The following is a 20,449-nucleotide window of genomic DNA, read 5'->3' on the forward strand; positions in this document are numbered from 1 at the left end:
ACGATGCACAATGTGGACGCATCGACCGGCGACGCCCCGTAACGGGCGGTGCCCCGGCCGGATCGGAGCCGGCCGAGGCACACGCATCGTTCGTACAGCCCCGCCGCTGGTGAAGGCTCACCCGCGGCGGATCGTGCTCAGTCGCCGCTGCCGAGCACCGGGGGCGCGGCCTTCCCGCCGTCCCGCCACACCATCTCGTCCTCGGTCAACCAGGTCAGCCGCTCATCGGAGTCATCATCCTGAGATTGCCCGCTCCGGCCGAGCACCCCACCGTTGCCCCCCGCCCCGCGGCCGGAGCCCGGCCCGCCACGCTGGCCGTCGATGCTGCGCCCGACCCCGCTGGCGGAGCGACCGTCAGCCGGGGGCGCACCACCGGTCGGACGAGCTGCGGGGGTAGGCGTGCTGGTGCCCGAACCGGCGAGCGCCGCGGTGCGCAGCACCCCGCCGGCCGGTGCCCCGCCTTGCGCTCCGAAGAGCAGGCCGGGGCCGGTGCCGGCGCCAGTGGGCGCGGTGGTCGCCCCGGACAGGCCGGCCAACCCGGCGGCACCACCGGTGAGCATCGCGCCGCCGACCAGCGGATCCGCACCAGCGAGGAACGTGCCGGGGGCATCGGAGCCGCTGCCAGTGCCGACCGGGCCGATGGCGACGGCCGGCGTGCCACCGGTGCCCGAGCCATGCCCGCCCGGCACCGAGCTGTCACCGACGGACGGCGGCGGGGCAACGCGGTCGGCCCTCGCGATGGTCGCGTCGCCGGTGTGCGCGTTGGCACCGGTGCTGGTGGGCCCGGCGCTCACCCGGGCAATGGCCGACACGCTCTGCGGCGTCGTCGTCTCGTTGTTGACCCTGTTCGGGGTCTCCGGGTCGGGCGGGGGCGGATCGACCACCCGGTCGTAGGCGGAGATTTCGTAGCTGCTGGCCAGATCGGCCACCAGGTTCACCATCCGCTGGTGGGCCTTCTCCTGCTCTTCCTTGTCCTGCTGGTGACCCGCGATGCCCATGACCAGCGCGCCAGGCAGACCGAAGGTGACCGCACCCTTGATCGTGCCGGAGATCGCCTTGTCGTTGTCGTCGGTCTCCTCCGGGCTCTCGGCCTGCTTGTGGGCGCTGCGCAGATGGTCGGCCATCATGGTCAGCCCCTGCTTGATGCCGGCCATCCCTTCGCCCAGCGCGTCCGCGTGAGCGACGATCAGGCTGAGTCGCCGATGGAACTCCCGACCTGCCGAGCCCGTCCAGGTGTTGCCCAGCTTTTCGAGGTCGCCGCTCAGGTCCCGGCCGACTCCGTCGAGGATTCCCTTGAGCTCGGCCCACTGGGTGGCAACGCCCTCGATCTGCTCCGGCTCGCCGGCCATCACGCCGTCGTACAGCTCTTTGTGGGTGCTGCCCTGATAGCGCTGGGTGTATTCAGACACGCCGGTCCTCCTTCGGCTGCAACGCCCGGTCGACCCCGTTCAGCGCGTCGGTGACGTCGGTGGCGTTGGCGGCGTTACGCGCCTCGGCGGTGCGGTAGTTGGTCAGGATCGTGCTGGTCGCCTGCTGTGCCGCCAGCACCGCCTGCCGGATCCTCTCGGCCTGCTCGACATAGGACTGATGCACCTCGCTGTAGCGACGCGCCTTGTCGGTGGCGTCGAAGAACGAGCCCAGCGCCGGAGGACGGCACTGCATCTCGGTGTTGAGCTTGCGCAGCACCGACTCGACCTGGGTCAACCGCGACGCCAGGTGCTGGTGGAAGTCCTCTAAGGACAGCAGATCGACTTCCGTACGCCCCGTCATGGCAAACATCCCCGTCGTTCCGATTGACAGCCGTCAGCGACCTTCAGATTAGTCCACCGTAGCTGGTCTGGGCGACCCGTCATCGCTGCTCAGCTGTCGGACCCTGTCGATCTGACGGGCATCCCACCGCCCGCCCCGCCGCTCGGTGGTGCGGCCGCGGGTGGTGCGACCGGCGGCGGCGCGGCCGGGGCCGACCCGTCGGGTGAGAAGACGGCCATCGCGTCCTCGGAGTCCAGGGTGGGACCGGTCGGGATCAGTGAGAGCAGCGAGCCGGGCACCGCCAACGGGGTGACCCCGCCGTAACCGAGCACGCCCAGCGTCTCCGCCGAGCCGAGTGGATACCGGATCCCCTGCGGGCTGATCAGGTAGATCGTCGACCCGGCGGCACCGGACCCGCTGGTCCCGGCACCGGGCGAGGCCTGCGCGATGACACCCTTGCCACCGGGCATCAGCACCGCCTCGGCGGTGCGTACGGCATCCCGGCTGGTCTGGGGCACCGGCACCGGGCCCGGACCGCTCGCGGTCAGTTCGGCGGGCGGCCGGTCGAAGACCTCCAGGGTGGTGACCGGCGGGCCACCTCCGCTACCTGCCCGGTACGTCGCGCAGAGGGTGGTCTGACCCGACCTGGCCTGGTAGATGGTGGGCATCGTGGTCGGCAGCCCTTCCTCGTCCACCCGCTGCTCGACATAGAATTCGCCAGCCTGATCCGGGGTGATCTCGGTGATCGCGCCGCCACCGCGGACCATCAGCAGAGCGGTGATCTCACTGATCGGGACGAGACCTTCCCGGGTCAGCACGTAGTGCCGCCCGGCGGCCTTGAACACCCGGCCGATGGTGGACGGTCGGCCGGCCACGTTCCGCGTGCTGCTCTCGCCCTCGCCGGGCAGCGACGGCTTGCGCAGCGGCGGCCCGGCCGGTACGGCGTTGAGCAGTTGCTGCCCGACCCGGAGTTGCGTGGCACCGGCCAACTTCAGCGCCGTGATCGTCTGGTCCCCGTCGAGCACCTGGAGTCGTGCGTTGTTGGTGAGGAGGTACCGCTGCTCGTCCACCGTGACCAGCGCCGCGCGGTCGCCCAGCGGCACGCCGCCGGGCAGCGCCCGGTCGATGACCAGCCGAGTGCTGGAATGCGCGGGGTCGATCGGGTCGGGCACGTCGCAGACCGACCAGGGCAGCCCGGTCAGCGACTTGCGGTCGGGCAGGGCGTCCGGTGCCCCGACGATGCCGAGGGTGAGCCCACGCGGCTGGTCCCGCAGTGACGCCTGGGACATCGTCCGCACCTCGGCGCCCGGCTCGTTCAGGATGAGGCGGGCCGAGGTGTAGTTGAGCGTCGGGTGCAACTGGCCTTGCAGGAACACGTACGTCGCGCCGGTCTCCCGTTCGATGACCAGGCTCTGGTCCTTCAGCGGTGTGGCTCTGGACGTCAACTGGCCGTAGGCACCCACTCCGCCGAGCACGACGGCGGCGGTGATGACGCTGCCGAAGACAGCCATGCCGAGCCGTCGCATCGGCAGGTTGGTGGTCTCCGGGTCGCCCGACAGCAAGGCGGAGACGATCCGGCGTGTGACGAAGCGGTACGCCTGCACCTGATCGCGGCGGGTCCGCATGACTTACCTCCGGCGGGGTGGATCCGCGACGATCAGGTCGGGGTGCCGTCGCGGGCTTCCCTACGATAAGGGGCCGACGATGGTTCGTCGGGACCACCGTTCGTGGCCGCACCGGACCGACCCGGTGCAGAGTCGTACCGTGCAGGAGGGACAGTCAGCGATGACGCAAGATCAGGCGCGACCCGCCCGAGCGGCCACGGACCCGTCCGACGGTGCGACGAGGTCGTCGCCGTCGACCGACCGGCCCGGCCGTGGGCGGGTTGGTCCAGTGTTCGTCGGGCAGCTCGTCGTGCTGGAGCTGTGCGTGGTTGGCGTCTGGGCCGCGTCGGCCGGGCCCAGCTGGCTGCTCCCCGCGGCGGGCGGTGTCGCGCTGCTGATCGCCCTGGCCACCTTCGCCCGCCGAGGTGGCCGCTGGTGGTTCGAGGACCTGCTGCTGCGTCGGCGGATGCGGCGACGCGGCGAGCGCGCTTCGGCCGAGCTGGGCGGCAAGGCTGTCGACCCGCGGCTGACCGCGCTCGCCCCCGAGCTGAGCATCATCGAGTTGACCGACCGGGGCACCCGGCTGGGCATCGGGCAGGACGACCAGGGTTGGTTCGCCGCGGTCGCGCTGCAGTCGGTCAGCGGTGCGACGGTCGGTTCGGTGAGTGCCTCGACGGTCGACCGCGTGCTGCAGGTGCTCGCGGACTTCAGCGCCCCGGTCTCCCGGACCCAGGTCGTCGCACACACCATGGTCTGGTATCCGGCACCCGGTGCCCCGCCTGCGGCGCACCGGACGGTCTGGGTGGCGCTGCGGCTCAGCGTCCGTGACGCCCGGGTGGAGGCGGTGAGCCGGGGCGGCGGGCTCCCCGGTGTGCACCGGACCGTGGCTGCCGGGATCGGTCGGCTGGGCAAGGCGCTGACCTCCGCGGGCCTGGCGTATCGGCCGCTGGGCCGGGAGGAGTTGCGCGCGGCCATCGTCTCGGCGGCCGGGTTGGACCTGGGGATGGAGGCGCCGGCGGAGACCTGGCTGGGGCTGCGCGGCGGTGGCTGGACCCACCGTTGCATGGTTCTGCGCGGCCGTTCGGACGTGCGGCTCGGCCCACTGGTGGACGCGATCACCGCGACCTCGGCGCCGTCGCACACGGTGGCCGCCACGGTGTCGGTGGACGGTCGGGTGGCGGCACCGCTGCTGCGGGTCGCGGCGACGGACAATCACGTTGAGGCGCTGGTCAAGGTGGTTCGAGACGTCGCGCAACGCGCGGGCACGTCCATCCGTCCCATGGATGGTCAGCACGGTCCGGGCGTCTACGCGAGCGCGCCGGTCGCGTCGGCGCTGGGCCTCTCGACCCGTCCGCAGCCGCGCTGACCGGCGGGCGGTCGAGGACGTAACTCCGCTGACCGGCGGGCGGTCGCGGACGTCACCGCGCCGCCGGTCAGGCGGTCAGGGTCGGAGGTTGACGATCCAGCCGTACAGGCCGCAGACCCAGAAGGCGAGCGGGACCAGCGAGATGATGAGCAGGATCTCGCTGATGTCGAGCAGCCGGCCCCAGACCGGCGAGATGCGCTTACCCGCGACGCTCAGACCGTAGATCAGGCTGATGATCGCGGCCAGCACCAGCCCGCCGAGGATCAGACCGAGCCGGACCGGCAGCGATCCGCCGGCGAAGGCGCTCGCGGCGGCCAGGCCCAGCCCGACGGTGCCGGTCAGCAGCACGGGGGTGCGCTGGGCGCGGCCCAGCAGCGGTCGTGCCCGGAGCAGCGACAGCAGGGCCAGCACCAGGCACAGCAGCACCGTCGACAGACGCCCGTCCAGGGCCAGCACGAACTGCGCGCCCAGCACCAGCAGTGAGACGGTCCACAGCAGACCGGTCATGAACTGGTCGGCGCGTTCGCTGCGCTGGAGCACCTGCCGGCCGTCCACCGACTCGCTGTCGGTCTTCAGGTCCTCCGGACCGGTCGGGATCGACGGCACCGGCAGTCTCGCCAGCCGGTAGGCCACCATCGGCAGCGCCGGCACCATGGCGAACGCGACGGCCGCCACCACCGCGGCGGAGGCCGGCGCGTCGAGGCCGAAGACCAGGCAGAGCAGCGCGCCGAACCCGGTCGCGGCCCCCACCCCGATCGCGGCGAAGAAGAGGGGGTACCGGTCACCGACCGCCAGCACGGCCACCGCTCCGGCGACCACGGCGGCGGTCGCCGCGAGCAGGACGTGCGGGCTGGCCAAATCGGTCAGCGGCCGGTCGCCGGCAAGGAGCAACAGACCGCCGGTGGCGGCATGCCCCAGGCCGACCAGGGCCAGCAACGCGCCGGTGCGGCTGTCACCGGCGGCCCTGGACAGCACCGCCGCGCCCACCAGCAGCGCCACCGCGACCAGCAGGGCCGCCAACGCGCCGGGCAGGTGTGGCGGCCCGGCGAAGAGCGCGGCCAGCGCGCCGGCACCGAGCGCCGCCGCGGCGAAGACCACCGCGAAGGACCGGGTCGCGTCGACCTGCCAGGCGCCGGGGCGTTGGTTGGTCGCGGTGGCGACGGCATCCACCACGTCGTCGAAGACGATCTCCGGCGCCGCCGCAGACCGGGGGTTGAAGTAGAGCACCTCCCCGTCCCGGACGCTGAGCTGCGCGGCAGTGCGCCCGCCGTCCAGGGGTGCTCCGCCCAACCGGGACAGGGCCCAGCCACCGTGCCGCGCACCCTCGTCGGCCATGTCCTCGCCGGCGTAGCGCAGCAAAGTGGGGAGCAGGTCGGCCATCGGGATGTCCGACGGCAGCGCCAGGTCCATTCGGGTACGTGGAGCCACGATGGTGATTCGGCTCAAACCGCCGGTCGCCGTCTTCGTCGCCACAGTGGCCTCCAGGTGTGCGTCTGTGATCGGCTGGCCGCGATGCCACGCTCCGGGTCCACCGCGCCCACGGCAGATTACCTACGATGACGGGCACGTACGATGCCCACCCGCGGGCTACGGTCCGCGAAGGCACGTCATCAAGGCCGCTTCTGGGGAGGAGACAGCCGTGAGCACGGTGGTGTTTCGCCGGCTTCCGCGTCAGCCGGGACCGGCTTTACCGCGCGGCGAGGTGCTGCTGGAGTCGCCTCCTGAGCTGCCCGAGCCCACGCCCCGCGGGATGGGGCAGCTGCTCATGATCCTGCCGATGTTCTGCGGGGTCGGTGCGATGGCGTTCCTCTACGCCGGCAAGGGCGGCGGCATGATGACGTACGTCGCGGGTGGTCTCTTCGGTGTCTCGATGCTCGGCATGGCGATCGGGTCACTGGCCAACAGCGGCGGCAAGGACAAGGCCGAGCTGAACGCCGACCGGCGCGACTACATGCGCTACCTGGCGCAGATGCGTAAGCGCACCCGGCGTGCCGCCGAGCAGCAGCGGGCGGCGATGGCCTGGCGCCACCCGGAGCCCGACGCGCTCTGGTCGATCGCGGCATCCCGGCGACTCTGGGAGCGACGGATCACCGAGGACGACTTCGGCGAGACGCGGATCGCACTCGGCCCGCAGCGACTGGCAGTGGAGATCGTCCCGCCGGAGACGAAGCCGGTGGAGGATCTGGAGCCGATGAGCGCCATCGCGCTTCGCCGGTTCGTCCGCGCACACTCCACCGTGCCCGAGTTGCCGACCGCGCTGTCGGTGCGCGCGTTCAGCCGGGTGGTGCTGCGCGGCGACCGCGCACCGGTGCTCGACCTGACCCGGGCGGCGCTCGGGCAGTTGGCGACCTTCCACGCCCCGGACGACCTCATGGTCGTGGTGGTCGCCGCGCCCGACCGGCAGTCGTCCTGGGGCTGGGTGAAGTGGCTGCCACACGCGCACCACAGTGCCCGTACGGACGCCGCCGGTGCCCGTCGTCTGGTCTTCCCCAGTCTGGCTGAAGCCGAGGCCTCGCTCGCCGGTGAGTTGGCGGGGCGACCACGGTTCGCGCCCGAGGCCAAGCCGCTGACCACCGCCCCGCACCTGATCGTGGTGATCGACGGTGGCGAGATCTCGCCGACCTGCCAGCTGATGGGTCCGGGGCTGCTCGGCACCACGGTGATCGACCTCTCCGGGACGGTGCCGCGCGATGCCGGGCGCTGGCTGCTCTGCCTCGATGTGGCTGACGGAAGCTCGCTCGACCTGGTCCGGGGCAGCACGTCGTCGACGCTGGGTCGCCCCGACCAGCTCAGCGCCGAGGCGGCCGAGGGGCTGGCCCGGCAGATCGCCCCGTACCGGCTCTCCCAGCAGCAGACCAGCAGCGATGAGCCGCTGGCCCGCAGCATGGAGTTGCCGGACCTGCTCGGGGTGGGTGACGCCGCGACGGTGGACGTGCAGACCACCTGGCGCCCGCGTGGTCACCGGGACCGGCTGCGCATCCCGCTCGGTGTCGGACCGGACGGCAATGTGGTCGAGCTCGACTTCAAGGAGTCGGCGCACGAGGGCATGGGCCCGCACGGTCTGGTGATCGGTGCTACCGGTTCGGGCAAGAGCGAGCTGCTCCGTACGGTGGTGGCCGCGTTGGCGGTGACCCACTCGTCGGAGGAGCTGAACTTCGTCCTGGTCGACTTCAAGGGGGGCGCGACGTTCGCCTCGCTGGAGGCGCTGCCGCACACCAGCGCGGTGATCACCAACCTGGCCGACGAGTTGCCGCTGGTCGACCGGATGCGCGACGCGCTCGCCGGGGAGATGGTGCGCCGGCAGGAGCTGCTGCGGGCGGCCGGCAACTACGTTTCCCGCTTCGAGTACGAGAAGGCCCGGGCGGCCGGCGAGCCGCTGGCCCCGATGCCCAGCCTGCTGATCATCTGTGACGAGTTCAGCGAGTTGCTCGCCGCCAAGCCCGACTTCATCGACCTGTTCGTGATGATCGGCCGGTTGGGTCGTTCGCTCGGCGTGCACCTGCTGCTGGCCAGCCAGCGGCTCGAAGAGGGCAAGCTGCGTGGCCTGGACACCCACCTGTCGTACCGGATCGGTCTGCGTACCTTCTCCGCGGTGGAGAGCCGGATCGTGCTCGGTGTGCCGGACGCGTACGAGCTGCCGAACGCGCCGGGCCACGGATACCTGAAGACGGACACCAGCACCATGCTGCGGTTCCGGGCGGCGTACGTGTCCGGGCCGTACCGGGCGCCGGGCCAGCAGGCCGCCACGTCGCAGGCGCTGGTGCAGCGTCGGATCGTGCCGTACGGCATCGACTTCATCGCGGCGCAGGTCCCGCAGATGCCGGTGGCCACCGCTCCGGAGCCCGAGCAGCCGGCCGACGGCAAGGCCGTGGCAATGCTCGACGTGCTGATCGACCAGCTCAAGGGGCGGGGCCGCCCGGCCCACCAGGTGTGGCTCCCGCCGCTGTCCGACCCGCCGGGCCTGGGCGAGCTGCTCGGAGCGCTGGCGGTCGACCCGACCTACGGGCTGTGCACGGCGTCCTGGCCGGGGCGCGGACGGCTGACCGTGCCGGTCGGAGTGGTGGACCGCCCGTACGAGCAGCGCCGTGACCCGATGATGGTCGAGCTGGCCGGGGCCGGCGGCAACGTGGTCATCGTCGGCCGGTCCATGAGTGGCAAGAGCACGATGCTGCGTACGCTGCTCGCCTCGCTGTCGCTCACCCACACGCCACGTGAGGTGCAGTTCTTCTGCCTGGACTTCGGCGGTGGCGCGCTGCGCAGCCTGGAGCGTCTGCCGCACATGGCCGGGGTGGCCGGTCGGCGGGACGTCGAGGCGGTGCGTCGGACGGTGGCCGAGGTGGTCGCCGTCCTGGACGACCGGGAGGCGCGCTTCGCCCAGCACGGCATCGACTCGGTGGCGAGTTACCGTCGTCGCCGGGCTGCGGGCGAGTTCGCCGATGACCCGTTCGGTGACCTGTTCCTGGTGGTCGACGGTTGGAACACGCTGCGCCAGGAGTACGAGGAGCTGGAGCAGACCATCACCACGCTCGCCAACCGGGGTCTGGGCTTCGGCGTGCACGTGGTGCTCACCGCAGTGCGGTGGGCGGAGATCCGGATCAACATGCGTGATCTCCTCGGCACCAAGTTGGAGCTGCGCCTCGGCGACGCGTCCGAGTCCGAGATCGACCGCCGCGCGGCGATGAACGTGCCGGAGAAGTCGCCCGGTCGCGGCTTGACCCGGGACAAGCTGCACTTCCTCACCGCCATCTCGCGGCTCGACGGCCGTCGGGACATCGAGGACCTGAGCGAGGCGTCGGTGGCCCTGGCCGGGCATGTGGCGGCGAACTGGCCGGGCCGCCCGGCGCCGAAGGTGCGGCTGCTGCCGCGCAAGATGTCGGTGACCGAGCTGGCCCGGATCATCGACCGGTCGGCGCCCGGTCTGCCGGTCGGGGTCAACGAGTCGGCGCTCGCGCCGGTCTACCTGGATCTGGTCAACGAGCCACACCTGACGGTCTTCGGCGACGCCGAGTGCGGCAAGACCAACCTGCTGCGGCTGATCGCCCGGGGCATCACCGAGCGGTACACGCCGGCCCAGGCCCGGCTGGTGATCGCCGACTACCGGCGTGGCCTGCTGGGGGCGGTGGAGGGCGATCACCTGCTCGACTACGCCCCGTCGAATCAGGCGTTCGCCCAGGGGCTCGGTTCGATTCGCAGCGCGCTGTCCAACCGGTTGCCCGGCCCGGACGTGACCACCGCCCAGCTGCGCGACCGCAGCTGGTGGAAGGGCCCGGACCTGTACATCCTGGTGGACGACTACGACCTGGTGGCCTCCGGTGGCAGCAACCCGCTCAGCGCCCTGCACGAGTTGTTGCCGCAGGCCCGCGACATCGGTCTGCACCTGATCATCACGCGTCGGGTCGGTGGGGTGTCCCGGGCGCTCTACGAGCCGGTGTTGCAGCGGCTGCGCGAGCTGGACTCGCCGGGCCTGCTGATGTCCGGGAACCGGGAGGAGGGTGCGGTCTTCGGCACGTTGCGACCGAGCCCGCAACCGCCGGGCCGGGGCACCCTGGTCCGCCGACGCGATGGCCAGCAACTGATCCAGACCGCATGGTCTGAACCGTCCTGAGTGGCCTCGGTCGTTCGGTGGTGGTGGTGGGCCGTCTCAGTCCGATTCACCGCTATCCATCGAACGCACCGGGTCAGGGCTGCGAAGGCTCGACTCGTTCGGCTACGGTCTTCTCAGGAGTGTCCGTCGGTGGGGTGTTGGTGCCTTGCCGCGGGGGAGGGGTGCGGCGAAGCCGCCACCACAACATGACGGAAGGGTGTGAAGCATGGCGTTCGAGGTCGAAGCTGCGACTCTACATACCGCCGCGAGTGACGTGCGGTCCACGCGGAGCGAGGTCGACGGCGAGCTCAAGAAGCTGTGGAACGTGGTCGACGACCTGGCCATGGCGTGGAAGGGTCAGGCGTCCACGGGCTTCCAGTCGTTGATGACGCGCTGGAACGAGGACACCGTCAAACTGCTGACGGCGATGGACAACATCGCGGACCTGCTCGATCAGTCGGGTACGACGCACCAGGTCAACGACGAAGAGCAGCAGCAGATGCTGGACAAGTTCCACTCTGCTCTCAACCCGTGATCCGCAGTCAGCAGAGGAGGAAATCGTGACGATCAAAGTTGACTACGCTGTCCTCGAGAGCAGCAACCAGCAGATGCAGGCCATCTCGAAGACCCTCGAGGAAAAGCTCGACACGCTGCGGTCGATGCTGTCCAAGCTCCAGTGGGACGGCGAGGACCGGGTTGCCTACGAGCAGCACCAGGCGAAGTGGGACACGGCGGTCCGGGACATCAACCGGATCCTGAACGAGATCGGCGGTGCCGTCGGCATCGCCCGCGAAAACTACCTCAGCACCGAGATGAGCAACTCCAAGGTGTGGGATGGCGGCGGCGGTCGGGCTGGCAGCGGCGGCTACGGCGGTGGCGGCGGCGGCGGTCACCACTGATCAGCACCGCCGAGCAGCTTGAGGCATTCGCCGATGCGGCTCCGGTCCGGTTCACCCGGGCCGGAGCCGCATTGTCTTTCGGCGTCACCGCAGCAGTGGTCAGCCGGCAGCCGGTGCGTCGGTGCGTCGGCCAGGGCGCCAGCCACGCTGGCGGCCCCGGGTCACGATCGGTCGTGCGATCAGCAGCAGCACGGTGAGCAGCCCGCCGACCGCCGCCGCCCAGATCGCGGCAGGGCGTTGCCAGCCCAGTGGGTCGTCGCGCACCACGGGTGCGGGGATCGCGGCGGCAGGCGGGTTCTTCCGGGTGCCCAGCAGGCTCGACACCGCCCGGTACGGGTTGACCACGCCGTAACCGATGTCGGCGTTGTGGCCCTCCGGAGGGTTGTCGGCCGTGCGTTCCATCCGTTCGGCGACCTGTCGCGGGCCGAGATCCGGGTAGGCGGCCCGGACGAGCGCGGCCACACCCGAGACGTACGCGGCCGCGAAGCTGGTGCCACCGGTCGGCTCGGCGCGGTAGCCGGCGCCCTGGGGTGCCGGCCCGATGATGTTCAACCCCGGTGCGGCGATGTCGACGTAGTCGCCGCTGATCGAGCTGCCGACGTGGCCGCCCTGCTCGTCCACCCCGCCGACGGCGATCACCCCGGGGTACGCCGCCGGGTATCCCGGCCTGTTCTGCTGGTCCTCCGCCCGGTTGCCAGCGGCGGCGACCAGCACCACGCCCTTGGCCAGCGCACGGTCGACGGCCGCTGTCAGTTCGGGGAGGGGAATCGTCGTCAGGGACAGGTTGATCACGTCGGCGCCCTGCTCGACCGCCCAGTCGATCGCCGCGGCGATCTCCACGGGCAGCCGCAGGTCCGTGGTGTCCTTGAGGCTCGGCAGAACCCGGATCGGCAGGATGCGGGCAGCCGGGGCGATGCCGCTGAACGGGACGCCCGTGCCCTCCCGGCCGGCGATGATGCCGGCGATCATCGTGCCGTGCCCGACCAGGTCGCACTGGCCCTGGTTGGACGGCAGGTCGTTGAAGTCGCGCCCCTGGAGCACCTGACCGGCGAGGAGCGGGTGAACGGCGGAGACCCCGGAGTCGATCACCGCGACCGTCACTCCGGCGCCCCGGGACAGCGGCCACGCCGAGGACGGCTCCAGCCGGCGCAACCCCCACGGCATCGCGGTCAGGCCCTCCTCGCCGGTTGGGCCGCAGCTGGGCGGTGCAGCCCTCGCCGGGACGGGTGCCACCAGGGCGGCGCCGAGCAGAGCCGCCAGGGCTCCACTGAGGACGCCGCGGGTGGCACGGCTGGTATTGCGGAAGATGTTGGTCGCGCTCAACGGCGGGCATTCGCGCACCCGCAGAGATTACCGCTGTGACCCGTCGGGCAGCGGCCCGGCGATGAGGGTCAGGCCCGAGGGCTGAGGTTGGTGGCGGGAGTTTCGGCGAACAGCGCGAGCAGGTCACCGACCTGGCGGTCGGCCTCGGCGGGGTGCCGGAACCGGCCGGCCGGGTTGAGGGTGTATTCGTTGCGCCGTCCGACGCGGGTGCGGTGCAGGTATCCGCCCGCCTCCAGGTCGGCGACGATCGCCTGCGCGGCCCGTTCGGTCACGCCGACCTCGGCCGCGACATCGCGCAGCCGGGCGGTGGGGTTGCGGGCGATGGCCAGCAGAACGTGCCCGTGGTTGGTGAGGAATGTCCAGTTCCGCCCGCCGCCGATGTCGTCCGTCGCAGTGCTCGCCATCGTGTGACCGCCTCTTCGGGTGCGTCGCCGAGGGTCGACCCCGGATGTCAACGTATGAAATCTATATCACGCATACCTTGACGCAACTTACGGTGCGTGTGACGGTGGAGCCCGAGCCAGCGCCCGCCGCCGGCCCGGCTGAAGGGCCGGTTGACCAGCTCAAATGCGTGAAGACGAGGTGCGGGGATGAGTCGTTCCGGAACGCCCGGCGGGCAGCCGGGTCCGCAGCGGACCACCGACGGAGCGTCCGCAATCAGCGGGCCGGCTCTGGCGTACGCCGAGCTGACCGCCGGAAACCGACGCTTCGTCAGCGGCGCCCCACGCCATCCCAATCAGGACGCCGGGCACCGGGCCGCCGTGGCCGACGGGCAGCACCCCTTCGCGGTGATCGTCGGCTGCTCCGACTCCCGTCTGGCCGCCGAGATCATCTTTGATCGAGGCCTCGGCGACCTGTTCGTGGTCCGCACGGCCGGGCACACCGCCGGGCCGGAGGTGCTTGGCAGTGTGGAGTACGCGGTGACCGTGCTCGGCACTCCGCTGGTGGTGGTGCTCGGCCACGACTCGTGTGGCGCGGTCCAGGCGGCGCGGGAGTCCGCCGCGACCGGCGCTCAACCTCGCGGGCACCTGCGCGCGGTGGTCGACGCCGTGCTGCCGAGCCTGCGTCGGGCCGAGGCCGAGGGCGTGGACGACATCGACGGCATCGTAGACATCCACATCGCGCAGACCGTTGAGACGCTGCTCGAGCAGTCGCCCGTGCTGGCCGAGGAGGTGGCGCAGGGGCGGTGCGCGGTGGTGGGGGTGTCATATCGGCTCTCCGCCGGAGCGGTGCGCCCGGTGGCCGCAGTGCCGGCCGGCCTCGCGACGCTCGACGTGCCGAACGCGTCGACCGATCCGGCCGCTGCCGCCTGACGTGACGAGGGCCGCTCCGCGCTACGCGGAACGGCCCTCGACGCAGGATCCTGCGGGTCAGAGCAGCGACATGTGGACGTGGTCGGTGTGGTTCGACGGCCCGCTGTACGACTTCCAGCCGGTCGCCGGGAACCAGATCTGCCGGTTCCAGATCACGTAGTAGATGCCGAGTCGGTCGGCGTTACGGATGAGGAACGCGGCGACGTTGTTGCCGTACTTCCGGGTGTCGTCGTTGTGCCACGGGGCGAAGCCGCTCTTCTGCAGCGACCAGTCGCAGGCGCGGCCCTTCGGGTGCTCCCACGGCCCGCCGGAGCGGTAGCAGCCGACGAACCGGTTGAAGCCGGCCCGCTTGACCTCCTTGTACGCGTGCAGCGTGCGCGGCGTGATGCAACCGGACGTGGTGGGGTCCTTCTCGCTGCACGACTGGGGCTTCCAGTCGCCGTCGGCGTCGCGACCCGGCCCGATCCTGGCGACCGGCGAGGTGGCGTCCACCAGGCCGCCGGTGAACCCCTTCCCGCCGACGAGGGCGAGCGCCTTGTCTGCCTCACTCTTCCGCTTCGCCATCAGTGCGGTCTGCTTCTGCTGCTCACGGACCTCGGTGTCGAGGGCCAGCTTGGCCTGCTCGGCGCGGGCCTTCGCCTCGTTGACCTTGGAAAGCTTCTGCTCGTTGACCATGTTCATCTCGTCGAGCGCCGCGGCGCGTTGGACGAACGTGTCAGGGGCGTCGCTCTCGAGCAGCATCGCGAGGGCACCCATCCGGCCGGTTCGGTACGACTGGGCGGCGATCTGCCCGACCTGTGGGGCCAGCGCGTCCAGGTCGGCCTTGGCCCGGTCGACCTCCAACGCCAGCTCGAGCTGCCGCTTCTTCGACTTGTCCAGTTTGGACTTGGCGGCCGAGTAGTCGCGGTTGGCCTGCTCGATGACGTCGGTGATCAGCTGGGGCTCGTTGTCCTCCTCGTGCCCGGACGGGGTGGGTGTCGTCGGGGCGGCGTGGGCGGGGAGGGGCCCAGCGAGCACGGTCAGTGCGGCGATCACGGCCACCACGGGTGTCAGCCAGCGGCGTAGGGGTGCCGTCACAATGTTCCCTTCCGTCGACCGCCGACCGGGTTAGCTGACGGGTTCGGGGCGGAAGTGGCCCCTACCGCTGACGCGGATTCACCCCACGTACCTGGGTCCCCGGTTCGCCGGTTGGCGATTGGGCGGCGGCACCGCAGGCGCCGCTTCGCGCCTTCATCGGTAACCGGCAGCGAGGTTACCCGAGAGTCGACCGACTGAGCTACGCCTGGATGCCGACCAAAAGTGTCTTTTCGTCATAGCGTTGCGTGACCAGTGACGCGGTTCTCAAGTTGGCTGCTCATCCGGTCACGCTGCGGAGTGTCACCATGCCGGATCCGTGCTTCTGTTCGACTCCAGCCATCCGCCGGTGGCCGAGGGCGGGGGCGGGGTCCGCGTCTGATCCGGCTCGTCGGAGTGACCCGTTCGCGGCGAGATGAGTGCGGCCAGTGCCTCCGCGCGGTCCGGTTGGGGCCGCGAGACGGGGGTGTCGGTGGACGGCGGGGCAGCGGTGCGCCCGGCGGCGGTCACCACCGCGGCCAGCCCGGTGGTCAGCGGCACGGCGGCGATCAGACCGAGTGTGGCGACCGCGCTGCGGACGATCTCCTGCGCGAGGAACTCACTGGTGAGGAGCTGCCCGATCGGCCGCGAGTCGGCGCTGAGCAGGAGCAGCAGGGGTAGCGACGCGCCCGCGTACGCCAGCACGATGGTGTTGACAGTGGAGGCGATGTGTGCGCGGCCGACCCGGGTGGCCGCACGGTACAGCTGCAACCGGGTCAGCCCCGGGTTGGCGTTCGCCAGCTCGGTGACGGTCGCCGCCTGGGTGACGGTCACGTCGTCGAGCACCCCGAGCGATCCGATGATGATCCCGGCGAGCAGCAGACCGTGCAGGTCCACGTCGCCCTGGAACATCGACAGGGTGGTGGCATCTTCGCTGCCGAAGCCGGTGAGGTGGGTCGCGGCCGTGGCGATGCTGGCCAGCACCCCGGTCAGCACCAGGCTGCCCAGGGTGCCGAGCACCGCGACCGAGGTCTGGGCGGTGACCCCGTGCGTCAGATAGAGCACCACGAACATGATCAGCGCCGCGCCGACCACCGCCACCAGCAGTGGTGATCTGCCTGCGCCGATGCCCGGTAGCACGAAGCTGAGCAGAATGGCGAAGCTGGCGGCCAACCCGGCGAGCGCGGCCAGGCCCCGCCACCTACCGAACGCGATGATCGCGGCCGCGAAGACCACCGCCAGCCACACCATCGGGGTGCCGCGCTGGTGCTCGGCGATGTTCCAGTTGCTGGTGGTGGGATCGGTGGGATCAGTCAGCTCGACCAGGATGACCTCGTCGCCGACCTCGACCCGAGGTGCGCCGGGTCCGTCGGGCACCGGTGTCCGCACCTGCTGGCCGGCGGTCGGCCCGTCGTCCACCCGGACGTCGACCGTGCCGCACCGCCCGTCGCCGGTCCTCGGTGTGCCCTCGGGGACCGATGGCACCGGGGGGCACGGCTCGCTGACCACCCGGGTCACCGTGCCGGGAAAGCGCGGCACGTCCGCACCGCCATCGGTCTGCGGTGATCCTCCGCGCGGCCAGAGCAGCACCGCGGCGAGCACGGTGGCGACGAAGAGGGGCACCACCGTCAGGACGAGGATCCGTCGTACCCGGGGCGGGGCGGACGAATTGGTATGGGTGTGGCCGGAACCCAAGGCGAGACTCCCAACGATCCGGTGCGGGTACGTGTCGGCGGGCTGGTCGGCTCACTGTCGGAGGGTCATCGGAGGGAATGCTAACCGGGTCGACCCCGGGGAGTCCGGTCGTGCCGGAGTGTCGGTGGCTGAACCGCCCGCGTGGCGGTCCCCGGCCGGGCATGTTGGAGGAATGCCCGATCCGTTGCCGCCCGACCCCGATCGCCAGCAGCACGGCGCCCCGGACAAACCTGCCCAACACGCCGAGCACGACGGGCACGACGGGCACGACGGGCACGCCGGGCACGACAGGCACGCCGGGCACGATCCGGAGTTGTTCCGCCTCCGCTTCTGGGTCTGCCTGGTGCTCACCGTCCCGGTGGTCCTGGCCAGTCACCTCGTGTCGGATCAGCTGGGCCTGCGCTGGGACGTCCCGGGCCGATCCTGGGTCGGCCCGGTGCTCGGCTCGGTGGTGTTCTGGTGGGGCGGTTGGCCGTTCCTCGTCGGTGCGGTGCGGGAGGTGCGGGACCGGGCGCCCGGCATGATGCTGCTGGTCGCGATGGCGATCACCGTTGCGTACATCGCGTCACTGGCCACCAGCGTGGGGGTCTTCGACCTGGACTTCTGGTGGGAGTTGGCCGCGCTGGTCACCATCATGCTGCTCGGGCACTGGCAGGAGATGAAGGCCATCGGACAGGCCCGGGGGGCGCTCGCGGCGCTGGCCGCGCTGCTGCCCGACGAGGCCGAGCGGGTGGCGGCCGACGGACGGGTCGAGGCGGTGCCGGTGACCGGCCTGCGCGTCGGCGACGTGGTGCTGGTCCGTCCGGGAGGTCGGGTGCCGGCGGACGGTCGGATCGTGGACGGCGCTGCGGAATTGGACGAGTCGATGATCACCGGTGAGTCGCGTCCGGTCGTCCGGTCGGCGGGCGATCGGGTGGTGGCCGGCACCGTCGCCACCGACTCGGCGATCCGGGTCCGCGTCGAGGCAGTGGGTGAGCAGACCGCGCTCGCCGGCATCCAGCGCATGGTCGCCCAGGCCCAGGAATCCAGCGGACGGGCACAACTGCTGGCCGATCGGTTCGCCGCGGCGCTGTTCTACCTGGCCACTGGCACCGCGGTGCTGACCGTGCTGGTGTGGACCGCGCTCGGTGATCCCGACGAGGCGGTGGTCCGCGCGGTCACCGTCCTGGTCATCGCCTGCCCGCACGCACTGGGTCTGGCCATCCCGCTGGTCGTCGCGCTCTCCACCGCGCTGGCCGCCCGGTCCGGGATCCTGGTGAAGGACCGGTTGGCGTTGGAGCGGATGCGGACGGTCGACGCGGTGCTCTTCGACAAGACCGGCACGCTGACCCGGGGTGAGCACGCGGTCACGGACCTGGTGACGGCCTCCGGCACCGAGCGGGACGAGGTGCTGCGGATCGCGGCTGGCGTGGAGTCGGACAGTGAGCATCCGCTGGCTCGGGCGATCGTGGCGGCGGCCGGGGCCACCGGCCCGGCCGCGGCCGCCGGGTTCCGGTCGCTGCCGGGCCGCGGGGTGCGGGCCACCATCGACGGTACGGAGTACGCGGTGGGTGGGCCGGCGTTGCTGCGGGAACTGGGCCTGTCGCTCTCGGCGGAGCTGGAGGCGGCGACCGCACGGTGGTCAGCGCGGGGCGCCGCGGTGCTGCACCTGGTGCGCCTGCCGGAGACCGTGCTCGGCGCGTTCGCGTTGACCGACGAGGTGCGTCCGGAGGCTCGGCGGGCCATCGACGAGCTGCGTGCCGAAGGTGTTCGGACCATCGCCATGATCACGGGTGACGCGCGGTCGGTGGCCGACGCGGTCGCGGGCGAACTCGGCTTCCGACCCGGCGTCGACGAGGTCTTCGCCGAGGTGCTGCCGGCGGAGAAAGATGAACGGGTGGCCGAACTCCAGCGTCGGGGGTTGACCGTGGCGATGGTCGGCGACGGGGTGAACGACGCGCCCGCGTTGGCCCGAGCGGACGTCGGCATCGCGATCGGCGCGGGCACCGATGTGGCGATCGAGTCCGCGGGCGTGGTGCTGGCTTCGTCGGACCCGCGCGGGGTCGGTGCCGTGTTGCGGATGTCCCGGGCGTCGTACCGGAAGATGCGCCAGAACCTGGCCTGGGCGGCGGGCTACAACGTGGTGGCGCTGCCGCTTGCGGCGGGGGTGCTGGCCGGGGCTGGCGTGGCGTTGAGCCCGGCGCTGGCCGCGCTGCTGATGTCCGCCTCCACCATCGTGGTGGCGCTCAACGCGCAGTTGCTGCGTCGGGTGCGTCTTGGTTCGGCGCCGGACTGAGGGCCGTCAGCCGCGCTTCATCAGTCGGCCGACCGCCGCCATCATCTCGGTGGCCATCTCGTCGGCCCGACCCTCGGCGGCCCCCTCGTGCATGCAGTGCCGGGCGTGCCCGTCGAGCAGCCCCAGCGCCACCTTGTCGAGTGCGGCCTGGATCGCGGAGATCTGGGTGAGCACGTCGATGCAGTAGCGGTCGTCGTCGACCATCTTCTCGATGCCGCGGACCTGCCCCTCGACTCGGCGGAGCCGCGCGAGCAGCTGGTCCTTGCTGGCGGTGTACCCGCGGATCGGGGTGGGAGCGGTCATGGCGACCAGGATAGCCTACCCCTGGGGGGTATGGTACGGTGCCATTGCAGGTGGGATACCCCCACCCGGTACAGGTACCGACTAGGGAGACGATCCGATGGTCAACACGACGTACCAGGTGCAGGGCATGACCTGTGGGCACTGCGTCAGCGCGGTCAGCGCCGAGGTGGGCGCAATCGCGGGTGTGCGCGACGTCCAGGTCGACCTCGCGGCCGGCCGGGTCACGGTGAGCAGCGACCAGCCGTTGGACGTGCAGGTCGTCCGAGCCGCTGTCGACGAGGCCGGCTACGACCTCGTCGACGCGTGAGCAGAGGGTCGGCATGCGCACGGTGACGAGACTGGCCGGCTTCGCCGTCGGCCTCGCGGCGGTCTTCAGCGCGACGTACGGAATCGGCCGCGTGGTCGACCGCGCCCCCGTCGTCGAGGGCCGGCACGAGGGTGCTGCCGCCCGCCCCATGGGAGAGTCTGACGAGGCGGCCGACCGGCTCCCGGGCGGTCTGCTCGTCTCCGACCGCGGCTACACCCTTGACCCGGTCGACGCCCGGGCCGACGAATTCGCGTTCCGGATCACCGGGCCGGACGGCCACCCGGTGACCCGGTACGACGTGGCGCACGACAAGCAGATGCACCTGATCGTCGCCCGGCGGGACCTCTCCGGTTTCCGCCATGTGCACCCCGACCTGGCCGCCGACGGCACCTGGCGGGTCGACACCCCACTGGCCGGCCCGGGGCAGTGGCGGGCGTTCGCCGACTTCACCCCGACCGGGGGCGAGCCGCTGACCCTCGGCGTGGACGTGACCGTCCCCGGTGAGCTGACCGAACGGCCGTTGCCCGCCCCGGCGACCAGCACCACCGTCGACGGCTACACGGTCACCCTGACCGGCGCGCCGCAGCCCGGCCGCACGTCACCGCTCACCCTCAGCATCAGCCGGAACGGGCAGCCGGTCACCGACCTGGAGCCCTACCTGGGCGCGTACGGGCACCTGGTGGCACTGCGCCGGGGTGACCTGGCATACCTGCATGTGCACCCGGACGGGGCGCCGGGCGACGGACGGACCCGGCCCGGCCCGGCCGTCACCTTCCTCGTCGACGTGCCCTCGACCGGCAGCTACCGGCTCTACCTCGACTTCCAGCACGGCGGGGCGGTGCACACCGCCGAGTTCACCCTCAGCACCGGCACCGCGCCGGCCGACGCGCCGCCGACCGGAAGCAACCCGAGCGGACCCGCACCGACCGGGGGCGCCGACCACGGCACTCCCGGTCACGGGCACAACTGACGGGACCA

At 71.5% G+C, this 20,449-nt stretch carries 17 protein-coding genes and 1 riboswitch; of the genes, 8 read left to right on the forward strand and 9 right to left on the reverse strand.

All coding sequences use genetic code 11. The features are described from left to right. Window positions 1-137: 137 nt before the first annotated feature. From JOD64_RS17010 to eccB, 3 genes are all read right to left on the reverse strand, one after another. A complete protein-coding gene (locus JOD64_RS17010) occupies window positions 138-1,409 on the reverse strand; it encodes a WXG100 family type VII secretion target (protein ID WP_204943118.1) in 1,272 nt (423 codons plus the stop codon). Further along, complete coding sequence (locus JOD64_RS17015; protein WP_204943119.1) at window positions 1,402-1,770, reverse strand: hypothetical protein; 369 nt, start codon at window positions 1,768-1,770, stop codon at window positions 1,402-1,404. Before JOD64_RS17015 ends, JOD64_RS17010 begins: the two co-directional genes overlap by 8 nt. An 89-nt stretch (window positions 1,771-1,859) precedes the next feature. Next, window positions 1,860-3,374, reverse strand: a complete 1,515-nt coding sequence (gene eccB, locus JOD64_RS17020; protein ID WP_204943120.1) for a type VII secretion protein EccB — start codon at window positions 3,372-3,374, stop codon at window positions 1,860-1,862. 160 nt (window positions 3,375-3,534) lie between these two features. On the opposite strand from eccB, the gene JOD64_RS17025 reads away from it, so the two are divergent. Next, window positions 3,535-4,719: a type VII secretion protein EccE gene (locus tag JOD64_RS17025; protein WP_204943121.1), complete on the forward strand. Its 1,185-nt coding sequence runs from the start codon at window positions 3,535-3,537 to the stop codon at window positions 4,717-4,719. A 75-nt stretch (window positions 4,720-4,794) separates the two neighbouring features. Here JOD64_RS17025 and eccD read toward each other — a convergent pair whose 3' ends face one another. After that, window positions 4,795-6,192, reverse strand: a complete 1,398-nt coding sequence (gene eccD, locus JOD64_RS17030) for a type VII secretion integral membrane protein EccD (protein ID WP_204943122.1) — start codon at window positions 6,190-6,192, stop codon at window positions 4,795-4,797. Between the two features lie 166 nt (window positions 6,193-6,358). Here eccD and eccCa point away from each other — a divergent pair, with 166 nt between their 5' ends. The 3 genes from eccCa to JOD64_RS17045 all read left to right on the forward strand — a co-directional run bounded on the left by eccCa (window position 6,359) and on the right by JOD64_RS17045 (window position 11,202). Further along, entirely contained in the window at window positions 6,359-10,324 is a 3,966-nt protein-coding gene (gene eccCa / locus JOD64_RS17035; RefSeq protein ID WP_204943123.1) for a type VII secretion protein EccCa, read from the forward strand. Between the two features lie 205 nt (window positions 10,325-10,529). Then, complete coding sequence (locus JOD64_RS17040; RefSeq protein ID WP_110564615.1) at window positions 10,530-10,838, forward strand: WXG100 family type VII secretion target; 309 nt, start codon at window positions 10,530-10,532, stop codon at window positions 10,836-10,838. Window positions 10,839-10,863: 25 nt separating this feature from the next. Beyond that, window positions 10,864-11,202 carry a WXG100 family type VII secretion target gene (locus JOD64_RS17045; RefSeq protein WP_307813448.1) on the forward strand — a complete coding sequence of 113 codons (339 nt, stop codon included), beginning with the start codon at window positions 10,864-10,866 and terminating at the stop codon, window positions 11,200-11,202. A gap of 99 nt (window positions 11,203-11,301) precedes the next feature. On the opposite strand, the gene mycP is transcribed toward JOD64_RS17045, so the two are convergent. Together mycP and JOD64_RS17055 are read right to left on the reverse strand one after the other, a co-directional pair. Then, the gene (mycP, locus tag JOD64_RS17050) at window positions 11,302-12,543 is read right to left on the reverse strand and encodes a type VII secretion-associated serine protease mycosin (RefSeq protein WP_307813450.1); all 1,242 of its coding nucleotides are present in this window, start codon (window positions 12,541-12,543) and stop codon (window positions 11,302-11,304) included. 50 nt (window positions 12,544-12,593) lie between these two features. Continuing rightward, the gene (locus tag JOD64_RS17055) at window positions 12,594-12,929 is read right to left on the reverse strand and encodes a helix-turn-helix transcriptional regulator (protein WP_204943124.1); all 336 of its coding nucleotides are present in this window, start codon (window positions 12,927-12,929) and stop codon (window positions 12,594-12,596) included. 186 nt (window positions 12,930-13,115) lie between these two features. Here JOD64_RS17055 and JOD64_RS17060 point away from each other — a divergent pair, with 186 nt between their 5' ends. Further along, entirely contained in the window at window positions 13,116-13,838 is a 723-nt protein-coding gene (locus JOD64_RS17060) for a carbonic anhydrase (RefSeq protein WP_204943125.1), read from the forward strand. 57 nt (window positions 13,839-13,895) lie between these two features. Here JOD64_RS17060 and JOD64_RS17065 read toward each other — a convergent pair whose 3' ends face one another. Together JOD64_RS17065 and JOD64_RS17070 are read right to left on the reverse strand one after the other, a co-directional pair. Next, entirely contained in the window at window positions 13,896-14,915 is a 1,020-nt protein-coding gene (locus JOD64_RS17065) for a coiled-coil domain-containing protein (RefSeq protein ID WP_204943126.1), read from the reverse strand. A gap of 4 nt (window positions 14,916-14,919) precedes the next feature. Further along, a riboswitch (cyclic di-AMP (ydaO/yuaA leader) is annotated at window positions 14,920-15,050 on the reverse strand. Between the two features lie 165 nt (window positions 15,051-15,215). Then, window positions 15,216-16,586 (reverse strand): YibE/F family protein, encoded by a 1,371-nt coding sequence (locus tag JOD64_RS17070; protein ID WP_204943127.1) that lies wholly within the window; start codon window positions 16,584-16,586, stop codon window positions 15,216-15,218. Window positions 16,587-16,758: 172 nt separating this feature from the next. Here JOD64_RS17070 and JOD64_RS17075 point away from each other — a divergent pair, with 172 nt between their 5' ends. After that, window positions 16,759-18,861 carry a heavy metal translocating P-type ATPase gene (locus JOD64_RS17075; RefSeq protein ID WP_204943128.1) on the forward strand — a complete coding sequence of 701 codons (2,103 nt, stop codon included), beginning with the start codon at window positions 16,759-16,761 and terminating at the stop codon, window positions 18,859-18,861. Between the two features lie 6 nt (window positions 18,862-18,867). On the opposite strand, the gene JOD64_RS17080 is transcribed toward JOD64_RS17075, so the two are convergent. Then, window positions 18,868-19,164 carry a metal-sensitive transcriptional regulator gene (locus JOD64_RS17080; protein WP_030329541.1) on the reverse strand — a complete coding sequence of 99 codons (297 nt, stop codon included), beginning with the start codon at window positions 19,162-19,164 and terminating at the stop codon, window positions 18,868-18,870. Between the two features lie 97 nt (window positions 19,165-19,261). Here JOD64_RS17080 and JOD64_RS17085 point away from each other — a divergent pair, with 97 nt between their 5' ends. Together JOD64_RS17085 and JOD64_RS17090 are read left to right on the forward strand one after the other, a co-directional pair. After that, the gene (locus JOD64_RS17085; protein WP_184180969.1) at window positions 19,262-19,471 is read left to right on the forward strand and encodes a heavy-metal-associated domain-containing protein; all 210 of its coding nucleotides are present in this window, start codon (window positions 19,262-19,264) and stop codon (window positions 19,469-19,471) included. Between the two features lie 13 nt (window positions 19,472-19,484). Continuing rightward, window positions 19,485-20,441, forward strand: coding sequence for a DUF8832 domain-containing protein (locus tag JOD64_RS17090; RefSeq protein WP_204943129.1), 957 nt, complete (start codon window positions 19,485-19,487; stop codon window positions 20,439-20,441). Window positions 20,442-20,449: the final 8 nt, after the last annotated feature.

This window comes from Micromonospora luteifusca, from assembly GCF_016907275.1.
Lineage (GTDB): Bacteria > Actinomycetota > Actinomycetes > Mycobacteriales > Micromonosporaceae > Micromonospora > Micromonospora luteifusca.